The organism is Nocardioides sp. Leaf374 (genome assembly GCF_916862475.1).
In the GTDB taxonomy this organism is placed as follows: domain Bacteria; phylum Actinomycetota; class Actinomycetes; order Propionibacteriales; family Nocardioidaceae; genus Nocardioides; species Nocardioides kribbensis.
The window spans coordinates 1-17,935 of the sequence record NZ_CAKASO010000057.1 but is presented as its reverse complement, the minus strand read 5'-3'; the positions used below and the strand labels follow the sequence as shown (position 1 = coordinate 17,935).

Genomic DNA, 17,935 nt, shown 5'->3' with positions numbered 1-17,935 from the left:
GAGGACGCCGGTCGGGTCGAGGACCCGGGCCGAGCCCCCGCAGGACGTCGAGCACGCGGTCGGCTCGGCGCCGGGCTCGGCGCTGGCGTCGGGGACCTGTGCGGGCGCGCCGAGCCTGGCGCCGCTCTCGAGCCGCACCCCGCGGGCCCAGTCGGCGGCGCGCATCTGCTTCTTGCCGAAGGCCTTGACCTCGCCGAGGCTGACCGCGTGGGTGCCGGTGCCGACGACGACGTGGTTCTTGCCGACCACGATCTCACCCGGCGGCAGCGCTCCGTCGGTGATCTCGACGGGCCCGATCTTGATCCGCTCGCCCTCGAAGGTCGACCACGCACCCGGCCCGGGGGTGCAGGCCCGGATCCGGCGGTCCACCGCGGGGGCCGGCTCGCGCCAGTCGACCTCGGCGTCCTCGACGAGGATCTTCGGGGCCAGGCTGACGCCGTCCTCGGGCTGCTCGCGGGCGACGAGCGAGCCGTCCTCGATCCCGTCGAGGGTCGCCACGAGCAGCCCGGCTCCGCCCTCGGCGAGGCGGCCGAGCAGGTCGCCGGCGGTGTCGGTGGGGCGGATCCGCTCGGTCATCACGCCGAAGGTGGGGCCGGCGTCCATGGCCTTCACGATGCGGAAGGTCGTGGCGCCGGTGACCTCGTCGCCGGCCCACACCGCGTGCTGCACGGGGGCCGCCCCTCGCCAGGCCGGGAGGCAGGAGAAGTGCAGGTTGACCCAGCCGTGGGGCGGGATGTCGAGGGCCGACTGGGGCAGCAGGGCGCCGTAGGCCACGACGGGGCAGCAGTCGGGGCGCAGCGCCCGCAGGGCCTCCTGGAAGTCGGGGTCGCGCGGGTGCTCGGGCTTGAGCACCGGCACCCCGAGCTCGACGGCGCGCTGGGCGACGGGGCTGGCGGTGAGTCTGCGACCTCGTCCGGAGGGCGCGTCGGGCCGGGTGACGACGCCGACGAGCTCGTGGCCGGAGGCCGCGACGGCCTCCAGGGACGGGACGGCGACCTCGGGGGTCCCGGCGAAGACGACTCTCACTGCTCTCCTCAGGTGGTGACGGTGCGCGACGGGCGCTCACCGCCGGTGTGGCTCGTGGTGTGGCTCGTGGTGTGGCTCGTGGTGTGGCTCGTGGTGTGGCTCGTGGTGTGGCTCGTGGTGTGGCTCGTGGGGGTGGATCGTGGCGGGGTCGGAGGACGGGGCGCGCCGGGGCCCGTCGGCCCGGCTAGAGGCCGAAGCCCCGGGTGGCGTGGGGGCTGACCTTGACGGTGGGGCGCTCCAGGCCGAACCACTCCGCCTCGCGGATCTCGCGCATCGCGGCCTTGCGGGCGGCCTGGTCGAGACGGTCGACGAAGAGCACCCCGTCGAGGTGGTCGGTCTCGTGCTGGATGGCGCGGGCCAGCAGGTCGCTGCCGTGGACGGTGACCGGCTCACCGTGCATGTCGAAGCCGCGCGCCACCACCGAGAGCGCGCGGGTGCACTCGAAGGACAGGTCGGGGATCGACAGGCAGCCCTCGAGACCGTGCTGCTCCTCCTCCGACAGCTCGAGGCGCGGGTTGACGAGGTGACCGAGCTCGCCGTCGACGTGCCAGGTGAAGACGCGCAGCCCGACGCCGATCTGGGGCGCCGCGAGCCCGGCCCCCGGCGCCTCCACCATGGTGTCGGTGAGGTCGGCCACGAGCTTGTGCAGCTCGCGGTCGAAGTCGACGACCTCGAGCGCTGGCTTGCGCAGCACGGGGTCACCGAAGAGGCGGATGGGCTGGACGGCCACGGGACTCCTTGGCGGGGCGACGGATGTGCGGTCGGTCGGCGGTGGATCGATGGTGGATCGATGGTGGATCGATGGTGGATCGGCGGCGGATCGGCGGTGGATCGGTGGCCGATCACGACCGGCCCCACCTCCACCGTCGACGTCCCAGTCTAGGCCCGCCGGGTCGGGCCCCCTAGCCGAGGCTGGGCGGGTCGACCTGGATGCGGACCGGGTCGAGCTTGCGCGAGGACCGCAGGCGCTGGAGGTCGCCGAGGGCGCGCGAGAGCTCCGGGCCGCGGTGCCGCGGGACCCTCACCACGACCCGCTCGGGGTGGTCGGGACCCTCGCCCTCCGGCACCGGCCCCAGCACCTCCGCGCCCTCGGGGGCGGCGAGGAGCACCAGGGCGTCGTCGACCGCCCCGGCCGGCCCGGAGATCGTGGCCAGGCGCGAGGCGGGCGGCAGGTGGGCGCTGCGACGCTCCTCGGCCTCGCGCTCGGCGAAGCCGGCGGGGTCCCACCGGACGAGGGCCTGCAGCGCGGGGTGGGCCGGGTCGCCGACGGCCAGGGCCCGACCGCCCGGCGTCACCAGGCCCACGGCGTTGGCCCAGCGGCGCAGCGCCTCCTCGGTGGTGCGCAGGTCGGTGCGGGCCAGGGGCAGCCAGGTGTCGAGCAGGACCACCGCGGCGTAGCCGCCCTCGGCGACGGGCTCGGCCCCGGGGGTGGCCACCACGATCGCCGGGCGCGCCTCGACCCGGGCGAGCACCTCCCCGCCGGCCGACGAGGTGCGGACGCGGGTGCCGGGGAAGGAGCGCCCCAGCTCCTCGGCGGTGCGGGCGTCGCCGACCACCGGCGCACGCAGCCCCCGGTGGCCGCACTCGGGGCACGCCCACCCCGGCGCGGGCGTCGCGCACCACCGGCAGGCCGGGGGGTCGGCCGCGCCACGCAGGTGGAGGGGGCCGGAGCACACCGCGCACCGCGCGGGCGTGCGGCAGCGCTCGCAGGCCAGCGAGGCGGCGTAGCCACCCCGCGGCACCGAGACGAGCACCGGCCCCGAGCCGAGCGCGTCACGCACCAGGTCGCGCACCTGGGTCGGCAGCCGCGCGGTGCGGGCGTGGGGGTCGCGGCGCAGGTCGTGCTCACTGGCACCGGCCACGGTCACCGTGACCGCCCGGCGCAGCGTGCCGCGGTCGGCGACGAGCTCGCGCGCCCACCCCGTGCGGACCAGGTGGTCGCCCTCCACGGTGCGCGTGAAGCCGCCGACCAGCGCGGCCGAGCCCTGCTCGGCCGCGCGCAGCAGCAGCACCTCGCGGGCGTGGGGGTAGGGGCCCCGCTGCTCGGCGTGGTTGTCGTCGCCGTCGTCCCAGATCGCCACCAGGCCGGGGCTCGCCACGGGCGCGAACGCGGCGGCGCGGGTGCCGACGGCGATCCGGCGCGAGCCCCGGGAGAGCTGGAGGAAGGCGCGGTAGCGCTGCGCCGGACCGGTGTCGGCGGTCAGCACGGCGTGCTGCGGGGGCAGCCCGGCAGCGGCGGCGGCCCGCTCGAGGGCCTCGGCCACCCGCGCGACGTCCTTGCCGTCGGGCAGGCAGAGCACCGCTCCCCCGGGCGCGCCGAGCGCCGCCAGGGCCAGCAGGTGCGGCCAGTCGGCGCCGGGTGGCGGGCCCCAGACCGCGCGGGGGGCTCCGCCCTCGGCGAGGTGGGTGAGGAAGGCCGCGCCGTGGGGGTGCTGGGCCCACGCCTCACGGCCGTGCGCGCCGAGGGCCGACACCGCGGCCGGGGGCAGCGGGGCCAGGTCACCGTAGGGCTGCTCCCCGAGGGCCTCCTTCTCCGCACCGGCGTGGCGCGGGGGCACGGCGAGGCGCAGCACGTCGGCACGGGCGCCGGCGTAGCGCTCGGCCACGGCCGCGGTCAGCGCCGCGACGCCGGGCAGCAGCACCGGCTCCGGGCTGACGACGCGGCGCAGCGGCTGGAGGACGCCGGGGTGGTCGGAGGAGGCGGCGCGCTCGACGAGGAAGCCGTCGACGTCGTGCCCGGCGAAGCGCACCTTGACCCGGACCCCGGGGCGGGCGTCGTCGGCCATCGCGGCCGGCACGGCGTAGTCGAAGGGACGGTCGAGGTGGGCCAGCGGCACGTCGACGAGCACCCGGGCGACGGGGTCGACCTCGGCGATCTCCACCTCGCGGCGCTTGCGCTCGCGGGTGGCGCGCGCCTTGGCCTGCGACTCCTTCAGCGTGGCGCGCACCAGCCCTGGCAGCAGCTCGGGCTGCTCGTCGCGGCGGGGGTCGGCAGGGGGCACGGGCAGATGTCTACCAGCGTCCGCCGACCGGCCCGTCGGCCCTCGACCGCCCGTCCACAGACACGGCCACGGACGAAGCCACGGACGCGGCCACGGACACAGCCACGGACGCAGCGCACCCGCCGGCCTCGAGGGGCCGGCGGGTGCGGGTGGTGGTGCGGGTGGTGCGGGAGTCGTGCGGGGTGCGGGCTCAGGCGCCGACGGCGGCCTTGAGGGCCTCGGCGCGGTCGGTGCGCTCCCAGGTGAACTCCGGCAGCTCGCGGCCGAAGTGGCCGTAGGCCGCGGTCCTGGCGTAGATCGGGCGCAGCAGGTCGAGGTCGGCGATGATCGCGGCCGGGCGCAGGTCGAAGACGCTCAGCACGGCCTGCTGGATCTGCTCGTCGGGCACGGTGCCGGTGCCGAAGGTCTCGATGAAGACGCCGACGGGCTGGGCCTTGCCGATCGCGTAGGCGACCTGGGCCTCGCAGCGGCGGGCCAGGCCCGCGGCCACGACGTTCTTGGCCACCCAGCGCATGGCGTAGGCCGCGGAGCGGTCGACCTTCGAGGGGTCCTTGCCCGAGAAGGCGCCGCCACCGTGGCGGGCCATGCCGCCGTAGGTGTCGACGATGATCTTGCGACCGGTCAGGCCGGCGTCGCCCATGGGGCCACCGACGACGAAGCGTCCGGTGGGGTTGACCAGGAGGCGGTAGCCCTCGGAGGAGATGTCGAAGGCCGAGAGCACCGGGTCGATGACGTGCTTCTTGACGTCGGGCTGGAGCACGGTGGCGAGGTCGACGTCGTCGGCGTGCTGGGTGGAGAGCACGACGGTGTCGATGCGCACCGGTCGGTTGTCGGCGTCGTACTCGATGGTGACCTGGGTCTTGCCGTCGGGGCGCAGGTAGTCCATGGTGCCGTCCTTGCGGACCTCCGAGAGCCGCTCGGAGAGCGTCTGCGCGATCTTGATCGGCAGCGGCATCAGCTCGGGGGTGTCGTCGCAGGCGTAGCCGAACATCAGGCCCTGGTCGCCCGCGCCCTGCTTGTCCATCGCGTCGACGGACTCCTCCAGGCGCGACTCGTAGCCGGTGTCGACGCCCTGGGCGATGTCGCCGGACTGTCCGCCGATGGCGACCATCACGCCGCAGGTCTCGCCGTCGAAGCCCTTGTCGGAGTGGTCGTAGCCGATGTGGAGGATCCGGTCGCGCACGACCTTCTTGATGTCGACGTAGCCGGTGGTGCTGACCTCGCCGGCCACGACGACCAGGCCGGTCGTCAGGAGCGTCTCGACCGCGACCCGCGAGTGGGGGTCCTGCTCGAGCATCGCGTCGAGGATCGAGTCGCTGATCTGGTCGGCGATCTTGTCCGGGTGACCCTCGGTCACGGACTCCGAGGTGAACAGACGTCCGGGCACAGTGCTTCTCGCTCTCGTAGGAAGGGTGCTGCGGGCAGTGCTGGTGGTGCGCGCAACGATATCGACCGTCCCACAGTGCGGGACGGCGGTCTCAGTTGTACGCCGGGACCGGTCGGGTGCGGCTCACCCGGGGGGCTGGCCGGGGCGCGGCGGCCGGTCGGGTGAGGCCGGGCCGAGCCGGAGCACCACCTGGTCCCAGACGGCGTGGGCCAGGTGGGCCTTGGAGCCGTGGCCCACCTCCACGGCGGCGCCGTCGGCGGCCAGGACCACCGCGTCGTTGTCGGGGCTGCCGAAGACCGCTCCCCCGCTGACGTCGTTGACGACGAGCAGGTCGCAGCCCTTGCGGGTCAGCTTGGCCCGCGCCAGGTCGAGCACGCCGGCGTGGGCGTCGCCGGTCTCGGCGGCGAAGCCGACCACGACGCCGGGCCGGGTCGGACCGACGGGTCGGGCGGCCACCTCGCGCAGGATGTCGGGGTTCTGCACCAGCGCGATCGGCGGGGCCGCGCCGTCGTCGGCCTTCTTGATCTTCGCCGTGCTCACCTCGGTGGGCCGGAAGTCGGCCGGGGCGGCGGCCATGACGAGCGCGTCGGCGCCCTCCGCTGCGGCCAGGACCGCCTCGCGGAGCTGGGCCGTCGTCTCCACGCGCACGACGCGGGCCCCCGCGGGGTCGGGCAGCGTGGCGTTGGCGGCCACCAGCGTCACCGAGGCCCCCCGCGCCACGGCGGCGCGGGCCAGGGCCCAGCCCTGGAGGCCCGAGGAGCGGTTGCCGAGGAAGCGCACGGGGTCGAGCGGCTCGCGGGTGCCGCCGGCGGAGACGACCACGCGGCGACCGGCGAGGTCCTGGGCCGGCGCGCCGTCGCCGCCGGAGCGGGCGAGCACCTGCACGCAGGTCTCGAAGATCTCGCCGGGGTCGGGCAGCCGGCCCTTGCCGGTGTCGGCGCCGGTGAGGCGACCCTCCGCCGGCTCCAGCACCAGCACGCCGCGCGAGCGCAGCGTCGCGACGTTGGCCACGGTGGCGGGGTGCTCCCACATCTCGGTGTGCATCGCGGGGGCGAGCACCACCGGGCAGCGCGCGGTGAGCAGCGTGTTGGTGAGGAGGTCGTCGGCCAGTCCGTGGGCGGCGCGCGCCAGCAGGTCGGCGGTGGCGGGGGCGACCACGACGAGGTCGGCGGACTTGCCGATGCGCACGTGGGGCACCTCGTGGACCGAGGTCCACACGTCGCTGGCCACCGGCTTGCCCGACAGCGCCGACCACGTGGGGGCGCCGACGAACTCCAGCGCCGCGGCGGTGGGGACCACGGTGACGTCGTGGCCCGACTCGGTGAGCCGGCGCAGCAGCTCGCAGGCCTTGTAGGCCGCGATGCCGCCGGCGACGCCGAGGACGACGCGAGGCCGCTCCCCGTCGTGGGGGGCGGCCTCGTCGGTGGTGCTGGTGCTCAGGGGAGGATCACTCGTCGCCGGGCGCGAAGGACGCGTCGAGGGCGGCGGCCTTGGCAGCGGCCTCCTCGGCGGCGAGCTCGGCCGGGTCGACGTCCTCGCAGGTCAGCAGGTCGTCGTTGATCTCGCGCAGCGCGATCGACAGCGGCTTCTCCTGCACGTGGGTCTCCACGAGGGGGCCGACGTACTCCAGCAGGCCCTCGCCGAGCTGGGAGTAGTAGGCGTTGATCTGGCGGGCGCGCTTGGCGCTGTAGAGGACCAGCTTGTACTTGCTGTCGGTCTTGGTGAGCAGGTCGTCGATCGAGGGGTTGGTGACGCCCTCGGCGGCGATGTTGGGAGCAGACACGCGGAAGCCTCGCTGGGGTTGGAACGGGTCAGGGCCGGTCGGGCCGTGACGGCTCCTGCTGGAGCATCATCAAGGTTACCAAGTCGTCGGCCGCAGCGTGAACTTCGTGGTTGACCACGGTGACGTCGAACTCGGGCTCGGCGGCCAGCTCCTCCTGCGCGGTCTCCAGGCGCCGCTCCCGCTCCTCGGCGGTCTCGGTGCCCCGACCGACGAGCCGGCGCACCAGCTCCTCCCACGAGGGGGGCTTGAGGAAGACGAAGAGGGCCTGCGGCATGGTGCGGCGCACCTGGCGCGCGCCCTGGAGGTCGATCTCGAGCATGGCCGGCCGACCGGCGGCCAGCGCCTCCTCGACCGGTCCGCGCGGGGTGCCGTAGCGGGCCCGCTTGTGGACCACGGCCCACTCCAGCAGCTCGTCCTCGGCGACCATGCGGTCGAAGGCCTCGTCTGAGACGAAGCGGTAGTGGACCCCGTCGACCTCGCCCGGGCGGGGCGCCCGGGTGGTGGCCGAGACGGAGATCCACACGTCGGGGTGCATCTCGCGCACCGCGGCGGCCACGGTGCCCTTGCCGACGGCGGTGGGGCCGGCGAGCACGAGCAGCCGCGTGGGCGGGCCGGCGGGGGTGCCGGCGGGGGTGCCGGCGGGGGTGGAGGTGGAGGGATCGGGGGGCGTGGCGGCGCTCACGTGGCGTCTCGGGGGCCGAACTCGCGCTCGAGCGCGGCGACCTGCTTGATGCCCAGCCCGCGCACCCGGCGGCTCTCGGCGATGCCGAGCCGCTCCATGACCTGGCGGGCGCGCACCTTGCCCAGCCCCGGCAGCGACTGGAGCAGGTCGACGACCCGCATCTTGCCGATCACCTCGTTGGTGCTGCCCTCGCGCAGCACGTCGACGATGGAGGCCCCGGAGTTCTTCAGCCGGTTCTTCACCTCGGCCCGCTCACGGCGCGACGCGGCGGCCTTGTCGAGAGCGGCCTGACGTTGCTCGGGCGTGAGGGGAGGGAGAGCCACGGGTGAGAGGTCCTTGATCGACGCGACGGTGGAGGGGGCCAGGGTCAATCTAGTCAGAACTCTCAGACGGCGGCAACGAGGGGCGGCTGACCCCGGGCCGCGCGCTGTGCCCACGGGCTCCCGTCGACCCGCTCACAGGTAGAGCGGGGTCTGGCACACGTCGCGCACCTGCTGCTCCACGCTGGCCAGGGCCTGCACGGTGGCCGGTGAGGCCAGGTCGTCGGCGGCCGCGGTGATCCGGGCGCGGTCGTCGTCGGAGAGTCCGTCGGGGGGCTCGTCGGGGTCGTAGTCCTCGGGGGCGACGTCGGCGGTCTCCAGCGCGTCGCGCAGCGCCTCGAGCCTGCCCACCAACTGCTGCCACTCGTCGGCCACGTCGTCGGGGGCGCTGGCCTGAAGCGCCTCGAGCTCGGGCAGGACACCGATGAGGGCGCCGGGCCCGCCGTCGGCGACGGCCTCGGTGATCGCCTCCTGGCTCTCCCCCACCGTCTCGCAGTAGTCCGGCTCGGCGCAGCCCGCCGCCAGGAGCGCCCCGGCCAGCGCCAGCACGAGCGGGGCGCGCGGTGCGCGCCGCGGGACCCGTGCCGGGCGACGGCGGCGTACGACGGGGCGCGCGACGGTGGAGTGGCTCACGGCGCCGAACCTAGCCCGGAGCCCCACCGACGGCGCGGCCACGCGCTCAGCCGAGCGCGGCGAGCGCGTCGTGGGTGCGCGCGACGGCGTCGCGCAGCGCCACGGGGTCCGGGCCGGCGGCGAGGACCTCGCGCGAGGAGCTGGGCAGCACCAGGCGCGCCGCGGGGCCGAAGACCCGACGCAGGTCGGCGACCGTGCCGCCCTGGGCGCCGAAGCCTGGGGCGAGCAGGGGGCCACGCACGTCGAGGTCCTCGGTGGTCGGGTCGACGGTGGCGCCGACGACGGCGCCGAAGGAGCCCAGTCCGTCGTCGTCGACGCCGGCGTTGAGCGCACGGAGGTGGTCGAGCACGACGCCGGCCACGCTGCGGCCGTCGGGCGCCGTGGCGTGCTGCACCTCGGGGCCCTCGGGGTTGGAGGTCAGCGCGAGCACCAGGAGCCCGGCGCCGTGGGCACGGGCGGTCTCCACGAAGGGGGTCAGCGAGCCGAAGCCGAGGTAGGGGCTCACCGTCACGGCGTCGCTGGCCAGCGGCGAGGACGGGTCGAGGTAGGCCTCGGCGTAGGCCTGCGAGGTGGAGCCGATGTCGCCTCGCTTGGCGTCCATCAGCACCAGGGCGCCCGCCTCGCGGGCGGTGGCGACCACGCGCTCCAGCACCGCGACGCCGCGCGACCCGAAGCGCTCGAAGAACGCCGACTGCGGCTTGAGCACCGAGCAGTACGGCGCCAGCGCCTCGGTCGCCGACAGCGCGAAGCGCTCCAGGCCGGCCACGTCGTCGTCGAGCCCCCACGCGCGCAGCAGCGCCGCGTGGGGGTCGATGCCGACGCACAGCCGGCCGCGGGCCGCCGTCGCGGCCTGCAGGCGGGCGCCGAACGGCGCGGGGGTCGGGCGGTCGGTCGGGCGGTCGGTCACGGGCGGTCTCCCGGTGCGGCGGTCGGGTCGGAGGTCGGGCCGGAGGTCGGAGCGACGGCCGGGTCGTCGGCCAGCTCCCGGACGATGCGCGCGGCCGCGGTGGGGTCGTGCAGCAGGGCCGAGCCGACCTGCACCGCCGTGGCGCCGGCGCGCAGGTGGGCGCGGGCGTCGGCCGCGGTGGCGATGCCTCCGGCGCCGACGATCTGCAGACCGGGCAGGGCCGCGCGGACCTCGGTGACGCAGCGCAGGGCGAGGGGGCCGATCGCGGGCCCGCTGAGGCCCGCGGGCCGGCCGTCGGGCATGGCCGCGGGCAGCGCGTTGCCGACCACGACCGCCGCGGCGCCGGAGTCGCGGGCCACGCGGGCGGTCTCGACCACGCGCTGCAGGTCGGGGCGCAGCTTGGCCAGCACCGGCAGCCCACGGGGCAGCTCGCGCAGCACCGCGGCGATCGCCCCGCCCGCGTGGAAGGGCTCGCGCGCGTCGAGCACCCCGGCCACGACGGCGTCGGGCGCCGAGAGGTTGACCTCGATGGCGGCGACGCCGGGTGCGCTGGCCAGGCGGCGCGCCATCTCGGCGTACTCCCCCAGGGAGCGGCCGGCCACCGACACCACGACGCGCGCCCCCTGCTGCACCAGCCAGGGCAGCTCGGTGGCCAGGAAGAGGTCGAGGCCGGGGTTGGGCAGGCCGGTGGCGTGCAGCAGTCCGGCCGGCGACTCCAGCAGCCGCGGCGCGGGCCCGCCGGGGCGGGGGTCGCGGGTGAGGGTGCGGGTGACGAAGGCGCCGTAGGCCGAGAGCCCGGCCGGCCCGGAGTAGCCCGCCAGCTCGCGCCCGGTGCCGCCGCAGCCCGCGGCGACCATGACGGGGCCGGCGAGGGTGATGCCGCCCAGCGAGGTGCTCACCACGCACCGCCGGCGGGTCCGGGCAGGTGGCGGTCGGGACCGTGGCGCCGGTCGAGGTCGAGGTCGAGGTCGAGGTCGTCCCAGCGCACGCGGTCGCCGCGCAGCACGGGTCCGTCGACGCAGGCGCGGGCGGTGCGGGCGACGCCGTCCTCGCCGACCACCGGCACGGGGCAGCCGTGGCACAGGCCGGTGGCGCAGGTCAGCGGCTGCTCGAGGGCGACCTGGCTCCAGGCGCCGTGCTCCTCCGCGGCCAGCGCCACGGCGTGCAGCGTGGCCGCCGGGCCCGCGGCGTAGACGACCTCGGCACCCGCCCGGCGCAGCGTCTCGGGCACGACATCGCCGACGCGCCCGCGCACGCCCACCGAGCCGTCGCCCGTGACCACGACCACCGAGCGCGCCGAGCGTCGCGCCTCCAGCGCGGAAAGCAGCCGCGGCTCGTCGGCCGCGCCGACCACGAGGCTGACCGCGCAGCCCCGCTCGCGCAGGCGCTCGGCGAGCGGGAAGAGCGGTGCCGCGGCGTAGCCCTCGCCGACCAGCACGGTGGCCACCGGCTCCTTGGGCAGGGCGAAGGGCCGGCCCAGCGGGCCGGTCACCGGGAGGCGCGCGCCGGGCTGCAGCCCCGCCAGCCAGCCGGTGCCGCGCCCCACCGGCTCCACGACGACCTGGAGCGCCAGCCCGTGCCCGCCCACCGGGCGCACCTGGTGGATCCACAGCGCACGGCGGCCCAGCAGGTGGTCGCCGAGGGTGCCGACGGAGGCGGCGAGGAAGGTGCCGGGTCGGAAGCGCTCGGCGACGCCGGGCGCGAGCAGCGTGAGGTGCTGGTAGGCGCCGACCCGCTTGGTCGCGAGCACCTCGGCCGTGGTGTGCACCGGTCCCTGCGGCGGGCTCTGGCGACCGGGCTGCGTCGCCGGCGGGACGGGGGCGGCGGGGCTCACGCGGGGGCGTCCCCGGAGCCGGCGAGAGCGCCGGCCACCCGACGGGGCCACGCCGGACCCTCGTAGACGAACGCGGTGTAGGCCTGCACGAGGTCGGCCCCGGCGGCCAGGCGGGCCGCGGCGGCCTCCGGGCCGTCGATGCCGCCGACCCCGACCAGCGTCAGGTCGTCCCCGACCCGACCGCGCAGCAACCGCAGCACCGCCTCGGCGCGCGCGGCGAGCGGAGCGCCGGAGACGCCGCCGGCGCCGAGCGCGGCGACCTCCGCGGCGGGGGTGCGCAGGCCCTCGCGGGAGATCGTGGTGTTGGTGGCGATCACCCCGTCGAGCACCTCGTCGCGCCGACCGGCCACCGCCAGGTCGGCCACGGCCAGCACGTCGTCGTCGGCGAGGTCGGGGGCGATCTTGACCAGCAGCGGCACCCGGCGCCCGGGCGTGGCGCGGTCGGCGACGCGGCGTACGTGGGCCAGCAGCGGCCCGAGCCGCTCCACGGCCTGCAGCGAGCGCAGCCCGGGGGTGTTGGGCGAGCTCACGTTGACCACGAGGTAGTCGGCGTGGGGCGCCAGCAGCGAGGCGCTGCGCTCGTAGTCGGCCTCCACCGCGCGCTGGTCGTCGTCGGGCACGACCTTGGACTTGCCGATGTTGACGCCGAGGACCGGTCCGCTCCCCCGCGGCCGGCGTACGGCGCGCCGGGCCAGGCGCTCGGCCACGGCCTGCGCGCCCTCGTTGTTGAAGCCCATGCGGTTGAGCACGGCGCGGTCGGCGGTGAGCCGGAACAGCCGCGGCGCCGGGTTGCCGGGCTGGGCCAGCCCGGTGACGGTGCCGACCTCGACGTGGCCGAAGCCGAGGCCCGCGAGGGCGTCGACGCCCACGGCGTTCTTGTCGAAGCCGGCCGCCAGGCCGAGGGCGTTGGGGAACTCCAGGCCCATCGCCCGCACCGGGGCGCCCGGCGACGGGAGCCGGGAGAGCAGCGGCGCCCCGGCACGGATGCCGGCGAAGCCGAGGTGGTGGGCCCGCTCGGGGTCGATGCGCGTCGCGACGTGGTCGAAGAGCAGCGCGTAGGGCTTCACCACGGGGGCCTCACCGGCCCCGCTGCGACTCGTGCTGGGTGACCTGGGCCCACTCCTGCAGGCTGCGCACCCCGATGTCGCCGCGGCGCATCGCCTCGATGCCCTGCACGGCCGCGCCGAGGCCCTGGACCGTGGTGATGCACGGGACGTTGGCCATGACGGCGGCGGTGCGGATCTCGTAGCCGTCGAGGCGGGCCTGACCGCCCCCGCCGGCGCCGTAGGGGGTGTTGACGATGAGCTGGATCTCACCGTCGTGGATGAGCTGGACGGTGGTCTTCTCCCCCTGCGGGCCCGGGCCCTCGAAGTGCTTGCGCACGACGGTGCAGGCCACGCCGTTGCGGCGCAGCACCTCAGCGGTGCCCTGGGTGGCGAGGATCTCGAAGCCGAGGTCGGCGAGCACCTTGACCGGGAAGATCATGGAGCGCTTGTCGCGGTTGGCCATCGAGACGAAGACCTTGCCCTCGGTGGGCAGCGGGCCGAAGGCCGCGGCCTGCGACTTGGAGAAGGCCGTGCCGAAGTCGCGGTCGAGGCCCATCACCTCGCCGGTGGACTTCATCTCCGGGCCGAGCACGGTGTCGACCTGGGAGCCGTCGGCGGTGCGGAAGCGGTTGAAGGGCATGACCGCCTCCTTGACCGCGATGGGCTGGTCGGGCGGCAGGCTGCCGCCGTCGCCCTCGGAGCGCAGCACGCCGGCGGCGCGCAGCGAGGCCACGCTCTCGCCGAGCATGATGCGCGCGGCGGCCTTGGCCAGCGGGGTCGAGGTCGCCTTCGACACGAAGGGCACGGTGCGCGAGGCGCGCGGGTTGGCCTCGAGGACGTAGAGGATGTCGGAGCCCAGCGCGAACTGGATGTTGAGCAGGCCGCGCACGCCCACGCCGGCGGCGATGGCCTCGGTGGCCTCGCGGATGCGGGCCACCTCGTGCTCGCCGAGGGTGATCGGGGGCAGCGCGCAGGAGGAGTCGCCGGAGTGGATGCCGGCCTCCTCGATGTGCTCCATGACGCCGCCGAGGTAGAGCTCGGTGCCGTCGTAGAGCGCGTCGACGTCGATCTCGACGGCGTCGTCGAGGAAGCGGTCGACCAGCACGGGCGCGGCGCGGCTGATGAGGCCGGCCGCGACGTACTTCTCCAGGTAGGCCTGGAGCGACTCGTCGCCGTAGACGATCTCCATGCCGCGCCCGCCGAGCACGTAGGAGGGCCGCACGAGCACGGGGTAGCCGATCTCGGCGGCGATGCGCTGGGCCTCCGGGAAGGAGGTGGCGGTGCCGTGCTTCGGGGCCACCAGACCGGCCTCGGCGAGCACCCGCCCGAAGGCGCCGCGCTCCTCGGCCAGGTCGATGGCGTCGGGCGAGGTGCCGACGATCGGCACGCCCGCGGCGGCCAGGCCCTGGGCCAGGCCGAGCGGGGTCTGGCCGCCGAGCTGGCAGATGACGCCGGCGACGGGACCCGCGGCCATCTCGGCGTGGACGACCTCGAGCACGTCCTCGAGCGTGAGCGGCTCGAAGTAGAGCCGGTCGGAGGTGTCGTAGTCGGTGGAGACCGTCTCGGGGTTGCAGTTGACCATGACGGTGTCGTAGCCGGCCTCGGAGAGCGCCAGCGAGGCGTGCACGCAGGAGTAGTCGAACTCGATGCCCTGACCGATGCGGTTGGGCCCGGAGCCGAGGATGACCACGGCCTCGCGCTCGCGCGGCAGCACCTCGGTCTCCTCGTCGTAGGAGGAGTAGTGGTACGGCGTGGCCGCCGCGAACTCCGCGGCGCAGGTGTCGACGGTCTTGTAGACCGGGCGGATGCCCAGCGCGTGGCGCACGCCGCGCACGACGTCGGCGCTCATGCCGCGGATCTTGCCGATCTGGGCGTCGGAGAAGCCGTGCCGCTTGGCCCGGCGCAGCAGGGCCGGGGTGAGCTCCTCGGCCGCGGTGACCTCGACGGCGACCTCGTTGATGAGGGCGAGCTGGTCGACGAACCACGGGTCGATGCCGGTGGCCTCGAAGATCTCCTCGGGCGTCGCGCCGGCGCGGATGGCGTCCATGACCTTGCGCAGACGACCGTCGTGGGGGGTCGCGATGACCTCGAGCAGCGCGGCCTTGTCGAGCTCGACGTGCTCTTGGTGCCAGTCGAAGACGGCGTCGGTGGACTCCAGGGAGCGCAGCGCCTTCTGCAGCGACTCGGTGAAGCTGCGCCCGATCGCCATCGCCTCGCCCACCGACTTCATGTGGGTGGTCAGGGCCGGGTCGGCGCCGGGGAACTTCTCGAAGGCGAAGCGCGGCACCTTGGTGACGACGTAGTCGAGGGTGGGCTCGAAGGAGGCCGGGGTGCTGGTGCCGTCGGGGCGGGTGGTGATGTCGTTGGGGATCTCGTCGAGGGTGTAGCCGATGGCCACCTTCGCAGCGATCTTGGCGATCGGGTAGCCGGTGGCCTTGGAGGCCAGGGCGCTGGAGCGCGAGACGCGGGGGTTCATCTCGATGACGACGAGCCGTCCGTCGCGCGGGTTGACGGCGTACTGGATGTTGCAGCCGCCGGTGTCGACGCCGACCTCGCGGATGATGCCGATGGCCATGTCGCGCATGTGCTGGTACTCGCGGTCGGTGAGCGTCATCGCCGGCGCGACCGTGATGGAGTCGCCGGTGTGCACGCCCATCGGGTCGAGGTTCTCGATGGAGCAGATGATGACCACGTTGTCGGCGGTGTCGCGCATGACCTCGAGCTCGTACTCCTTCCAGCCGAGGATCGACTCCTCGAGGAGCACCTCGGTGGTCGGGCTGGCGGCGAGGCCGGAGCCGGCGATGCGACGCAGGTCGGACTCGTCGAAGGCGATGCCCGAGCCGGTGCCGCCCATGGTGAAGGAGGGCCGCACGACGATGGGGTAGCCGAAGCGCTCGACCGCGGCGAAGCAGTCGTCCATCGTGTGGCAGATCATCGAGCCCGCCACCTCGCCGCCGAGGTCCTCGACGATCCTCTTGAACACCTGGCGGTTCTCGCCGCGGTCGATGGCCTCGATGGAGGCGCCGATGAGCTCGACGTCGTACTTCTCCAGCACCCCGGCGGCGTCGAGCGCCATCGCGGCGTTGAGCGCGGTCTGGCCCCCGAGGGTCGCCAGCAGGGCGTCGGGGCGCTCCTTGGCGATGACCTTCTCGACGAACTCCGGGGTGATCGGCTCGACGTAGGTGGCGTCGGCGAACTCCGGGTCGGTCATGATCGTCGCCGGGTTGGAGTTGACCAGGACGACGCGGATGCCCTCGTCCTTGAGCACCCGGCAGGCCTGGGTGCCGGAGTAGTCGAACTCGCAGGCCTGGCCGATGATGATCGGCCCGGAGCCGATGACCAGGACGCTCGTGATGTCCTCGCGCTTGGGCATGTCAGTTGCCTCCCGTGCTCGCGGCGGTGGCGGACCCGGCGGCGGGCCGGCCCCGGGACTGCATGAGGTCGACGAAGCGGTCGAAGAGGTACGCCGCGTCGTGCGGGCCGGCCGCGGCCTCGGGGTGGTACTGCACCGAGAAGCCGAGCAGGTCGCCGTCGGGCGAGCGCAGCTCGAGGCCCTCGACGACGTCGTCGTTGAGGCACACGTGGCTCACCGAGGCCGGGCCCCAGCGGGTCGCGAACGCCTCGTCGTGGCCCACGCCCTCGGGCCAGGCCACGGCGAAGCCGTGGTTGTGGGCGGTGACCTCGACCTTGCCGGTGGTGCGGTCCATCACGGGCTGGTTGATGCCGCGGTGGCCGTAGACCAGCTTGAAGGTGCCCAGGCCCAGGGCCCGCCCGAAGAGCTGGTTGCCGAAGCAGATCCCGAAGTACGGCACGCCCGCGTCGAGCGCGGCCTGCAGCAGCTCGACCTGGCGGGTGGTGGCCGCCGGGTCGCCGGGGCCGTTGGAGTAGAAGAGCCCGTCGGGGCTCACCGCGAGCACGTCCTCGAGGGTCGAGGTCGCCGGCAGCACGTGCACCTCGATGCCGCGCTCGGCCATGCGGTGGGGGGTCATCGTCTTGATGCCGAGGTCGAGGGCGGCGACCCTCAGCCGGCGCTCGCCGACCGCGGGCACGACGTAGGCCTCGGTCGTCGAGACCTCGCCGGCCAGCTCGCTGCCGGCCATCTCGCCCGAGGCGCGCACGCGCTCGAGCAGGGCGGCGGGGTCGCTCTCGGTGGTGGAGATGCCCACGCGCATCGCCCCCCGCTCACGCAGGTGGCGGGTCAGGGCGCGGGTGTCGACGCCGGAGATGCCGACGACGCCCTGGGCGGCCAGCTCCTCGTCGAGGGTGCGGCGGCTGCGCCAGCTGCTCGGCACGCGGGCGGGGTCGCGCACGACGTAGCCCGCGACCCAGATGCGGCGGGACTCGGGGTCCTCGTCGTTGACGCCGGTGTTGCCCACGTGAGGGGCGGTCATCACGACGACCTGGCGGTGGTAGGACGGGTCGGTGAGCGTCTCCTGGTAGCCGGTCATGCCGGTGTTGAAGACGGCCTCGCCAAAGGTCTCGCCCTCGGCTCCGAAGGCCTCGCCGTGGAACGTGCGGCCGTCCTCGAGGACGAGCACCGCGGGGGCATGCGTGGGCACGCCGTACCTCCTTCTCCGCCTCACGGGACGGATCGTTAAAGGATGTTCGAGCGGCGCCGAGCCTAGCAGCGGACGGCCCGTGCCCCGGGCCGGTGTCCGGGCCGTGGCGCGTCCCCCGGCTCCGGGCCGGGTCAGCGGCGCCGACCCGTGCCGCGGGTGGCGGGCGCGCTCCAGGGGTCGTCGGGCCAGGCGTGCTTCGGGTAGCGCCCGCGCAGCTCGGCGCGCACGGCGGGATAGCCGGTGGCCCAGAAGGACGCGAGGTCGGCGGTGACCGCGACCGGGCGACGGGCCGGGGAGAGCAGGTGCACCAGCACGGGCACCCGCCCGTCGGCCACCCGTGGGGTCTCGGCCCACCCGAAGGCCTCCTGCACGCGCACGGCGAGCACCGGCTGGTCCCCCTCGTAGTCCAGGCGCACCGCCGACCCGCTGGGCACCGTGAGCCGCTCGGGCGCCAGCTCGTCGAGACGCCCGGCCTGCGGCCACGGCAGCAGCCGGCGCAGCGCGCCCAGGACGTCGACGCGGGCCAGGTCGCGTGCCGTGCGCACGCGGGCCAGCTCCGGGCCCAGCCAGGACTCCGCGGACTCCAGCAGCGCGGCGTCGGAGACGTCGGGCCACGGCTCCCCCACCGCGGTGCGCAGGAAGGCCAGTCGTCGGCGCAGGGCGTGCGCTGCCTCCGACCAGGGTGGCGACGACGGTGACGCCGAAGTTGACCCAGAAGACGACCTTGAGCACACGGTTCTGCAGCGTGAACTGCAC

General features: G+C 75.2%; 15 protein-coding genes and 1 pseudogene. All 16 read right to left on the bottom strand.

Annotated elements, in window-relative coordinates; all coding sequences use genetic code 11:
• Positions 1 to 108: 108 nt before the first annotated feature.
• A pseudogene (fmt, locus tag LPA27_RS18010) lies at positions 109 to 1,026 on the bottom strand (methionyl-tRNA formyltransferase); the annotation flags it as partial.
• 184 nt (positions 1,027 to 1,210) lie between these two features.
• Positions 1,211 to 1,756 carry a peptide deformylase gene (gene def, locus LPA27_RS18005; RefSeq protein ID WP_193664060.1) on the bottom strand — a complete coding sequence of 182 codons (546 nt, stop codon included), beginning with the start codon at positions 1,754 to 1,756 and terminating at the stop codon, positions 1,211 to 1,213.
• Between the two features lie 172 nt (positions 1,757 to 1,928).
• Entirely contained in the window at positions 1,929 to 4,028 is a 2,100-nt protein-coding gene (locus LPA27_RS18000; RefSeq protein WP_228943317.1) for a primosomal protein N', read from the bottom strand.
• A gap of 190 nt (positions 4,029 to 4,218) precedes the next feature.
• A complete protein-coding gene (gene metK, locus LPA27_RS17995) occupies positions 4,219 to 5,415 on the bottom strand; it encodes a methionine adenosyltransferase (RefSeq protein ID WP_056904345.1) in 1,197 nt (398 codons plus the stop codon).
• A 123-nt stretch (positions 5,416 to 5,538) separates the two neighbouring features.
• Complete coding sequence (gene coaBC, locus LPA27_RS17990; RefSeq protein ID WP_228943318.1) at positions 5,539 to 6,855, bottom strand: bifunctional phosphopantothenoylcysteine decarboxylase/phosphopantothenate--cysteine ligase CoaBC; 1,317 nt, start codon at positions 6,853 to 6,855, stop codon at positions 5,539 to 5,541.
• 7 nt (positions 6,856 to 6,862) lie between these two features.
• Positions 6,863 to 7,198, bottom strand: a complete 336-nt coding sequence (gene rpoZ / locus LPA27_RS17985) for a DNA-directed RNA polymerase subunit omega (RefSeq protein WP_056862795.1) — start codon at positions 7,196 to 7,198, stop codon at positions 6,863 to 6,865.
• A 28-nt stretch (positions 7,199 to 7,226) separates the two neighbouring features.
• Positions 7,227 to 7,796, bottom strand: coding sequence for a guanylate kinase (gene gmk / locus LPA27_RS17980; RefSeq protein WP_056862999.1), 570 nt, complete (start codon positions 7,794 to 7,796; stop codon positions 7,227 to 7,229).
• 80 nt (positions 7,797 to 7,876) lie between these two features.
• Positions 7,877 to 8,203, bottom strand: a complete 327-nt coding sequence (gene mihF / locus LPA27_RS17975; protein ID WP_056862998.1) for an integration host factor, actinobacterial type — start codon at positions 8,201 to 8,203, stop codon at positions 7,877 to 7,879.
• Positions 8,204 to 8,335: 132 nt separating this feature from the next.
• The gene (locus LPA27_RS17970; RefSeq protein ID WP_228943316.1) at positions 8,336 to 8,833 is read right to left on the bottom strand and encodes a hypothetical protein; all 498 of its coding nucleotides are present in this window, start codon (positions 8,831 to 8,833) and stop codon (positions 8,336 to 8,338) included.
• 46 nt (positions 8,834 to 8,879) lie between these two features.
• Positions 8,880 to 9,740, bottom strand: a complete 861-nt coding sequence (gene pyrF / locus LPA27_RS17965) for an orotidine-5'-phosphate decarboxylase (RefSeq protein WP_228943315.1) — start codon at positions 9,738 to 9,740, stop codon at positions 8,880 to 8,882.
• Complete coding sequence (locus tag LPA27_RS17960; protein WP_228943314.1) at positions 9,737 to 10,639, bottom strand: tRNA-dihydrouridine synthase; 903 nt, start codon at positions 10,637 to 10,639, stop codon at positions 9,737 to 9,739. Before LPA27_RS17960 ends, pyrF begins: the two co-directional genes overlap by 4 nt.
• Positions 10,636 to 11,574 (bottom strand): hypothetical protein, encoded by a 939-nt coding sequence (locus tag LPA27_RS17955; RefSeq protein ID WP_228943313.1) that lies wholly within the window; start codon positions 11,572 to 11,574, stop codon positions 10,636 to 10,638. The genes LPA27_RS17960 and LPA27_RS17955 overlap by 4 nt, the downstream gene beginning before the upstream one ends.
• Positions 11,571 to 12,644: a quinone-dependent dihydroorotate dehydrogenase gene (locus LPA27_RS17950; protein ID WP_228943312.1), complete on the bottom strand. Its 1,074-nt coding sequence runs from the start codon at positions 12,642 to 12,644 to the stop codon at positions 11,571 to 11,573. Before LPA27_RS17950 ends, LPA27_RS17955 begins: the two co-directional genes overlap by 4 nt.
• A gap of 7 nt (positions 12,645 to 12,651) precedes the next feature.
• Complete coding sequence (gene carB, locus LPA27_RS17945; protein WP_056862790.1) at positions 12,652 to 15,993, bottom strand: carbamoyl-phosphate synthase large subunit; 3,342 nt, start codon at positions 15,991 to 15,993, stop codon at positions 12,652 to 12,654.
• 1 nt (position 15,994) lies between these two features.
• Positions 15,995 to 17,179, bottom strand: coding sequence for a glutamine-hydrolyzing carbamoyl-phosphate synthase small subunit (carA, locus tag LPA27_RS17940; protein ID WP_056904350.1), 1,185 nt, complete (start codon positions 17,177 to 17,179; stop codon positions 15,995 to 15,997).
• Positions 17,180 to 17,310: 131 nt separating this feature from the next.
• Complete coding sequence (locus LPA27_RS19310; protein WP_267477233.1) at positions 17,311 to 17,805, bottom strand: ATP-dependent helicase C-terminal domain-containing protein; 495 nt, start codon at positions 17,803 to 17,805, stop codon at positions 17,311 to 17,313.
• Between the last annotated feature and the right edge of the window lie 130 nt (positions 17,806 to 17,935).

What these genes read in the sequence shown, in the direction of transcription:
- carB (WP_056862790.1), bottom strand. Translation starts at nt 15,993, where the DNA reads ATGCCCAAGCGCGAGGACATCACGAGCGTCCTGGTCATCGGCTCCGGG.